Origin of the sequence: Corynebacterium sp. HMSC058E07 (genome assembly GCF_001809885.1) — a bacterium.
In the GTDB taxonomy this organism is placed as follows: Bacteria; Actinomycetota; Actinomycetes; order Mycobacteriales; family Mycobacteriaceae; genus Corynebacterium; species Corynebacterium macclintockiae.
Map to the genome: position 1 here is coordinate 1 of NZ_KV799255.1, position 1,878 is coordinate 1,878.

The following is a 1,878-nucleotide window of genomic DNA, read 5'->3' on the forward strand; positions in this document are numbered from 1 at the left end:
CCTTTTATCCGTTGAGCGACACCGCTTCCACAAGCCGGTGCCGGATCACTAGTCCCTACTTTCGTACCTGCTCGACCTGTCAGTCTCACAGTCAAGCTCCCTTGTGCACTTACACTCAACACCTGATTGCCAACCAGGCTGAGGGAACCTTTGGGCGCCTCCGTTACACTTTGGGAGGCAACCGCCCCAGTTAAACTACCCACCAGGCACTGTCCCTAACCCGGATCACGGGCCGAGGTTCAGATGCCCAATCCGATCAGAGTGGTATTTCACCAACGACTCCACAACCACTAGCGTGACCACTTCACAGTCTCCCACCTATCCTACACAAACCGAACCGAACACCAATACCAAGCTATAGTGAAGGTCCCGGGGTCTTTTCGTCCTGCCGCGCGTAACGAGCATCTTTACTCGTACTGCAATTTCACCGGGCCTGTGGTTGAGACAGCAGGGAAGTCGTTACGCCATTCGTGCAGGTCGGAACTTACCCGACAAGGAATTTCGCTACCTTAGGATGGTTATAGTTACCACCGCCGTTTACTGGGGCTTAAATTCTCCGCTTCGACCCAAGGGTCTAACAGGTCCTCTTAACCTTCCAGCACCGGGCAGGCGTCAGTCCGTATACATCGACTTAAAGTCTTCGCACGGACCTGTGTTTTTAGTAAACAGTCGCTTCCCTCTATTCTCTGCGACCACCACCAGCTCAACACGTCGTTCACCAGCAGTGGCACCCCTTCTCCCGAAGTTACGGGGCCATTTTGCCGAATTCCTTAACCACAGTTCACCCGAACGCCTTAGTATTCTCTACCTGACCACCTGTGTCGGTTTACGGTACGGGCCGTACATGCACTCACTAGAGGCTTTTCTCGACAGCATAGGATCACCAACATCCCCACAACGGGTACGCATCACGCCTCACCCACAACGCAGAACGGATTTACCTATCCCGCGGGCCACACGCTTACACCACAATCCAATCAGTGGCTTGGCTACCTTCCTGCGTCACCCCATCGCTTGGCTACTACCAGATCAGGTCCCACGCATCCACACACCACACACACAAAATGCATGCAGCATCCTTCAGGGTGGTTAGTATCACTGATTCACCATTGGTCGCACACACACGGGTACGGGAATATCAACCCGTTAACCATCGACTACGCCTGTCGGCCTCGCCTTAGGACCCGACTCACCCTGGGAAGATTAGCTTGACCCAGGAACCCTTAGTCATCCGGCGGATATGTTTCGCACATATCATTCGCTACTCATGCCTGCATTCTCACTCGCATAACCTCCACCACACGGTTACCCGGCAGCTTCAACGATCACACGACGCTCCCCTACCAACCCAACCAAAAGATTGAGTTCCGCGGTTTCGGCGGTGTACTTGAGCCCCACTACATTGTCGGCGCAGAACCACTCGACCAGTGAGCTATTACGCACTCTTTCAAGGATGGCTGCTTCTAAGCCAACCTCCTGGCTGTCTTCGCGATCCCACATCCTTTTCCACTTAGCACACTCTTAGGGGCCTTAACCGGCGATCTGGGCTGTTTCCCTCTCGACTAACGAAGCTTATCCCCCGCAGTCTCACTGCCGCGCTCTGACTTACCGGCATTCGGAGTTTGGCTGACGTCGCTAAGATGATAGTCCCGCTCAACCAACCAGTAGCTCTACCTCCGGCAAGAAACACACGACGCTGCACCTAAATGCATTTCGGGGAGAACCAGCTATCACGGAGTTTGATTGGCCTTTCACCCCTACCCACAGCTCATCCCCTCAGTTTTCAACCTAAGTGGGTTCGCGCCTCCACAGCCTCTTACAGCTGCTTCACACTGGCCATGGGTAGATCACCCCGCTTCGGGTCCAGGACACGCCACT

General features: G+C 54.4%; 1 rRNA gene. It reads right to left on the reverse strand.

The features are described 5' to 3' along the window. Positions 1–1,878 (reverse strand): 23S ribosomal RNA (locus HMPREF2678_RS01940); the annotation flags it as partial.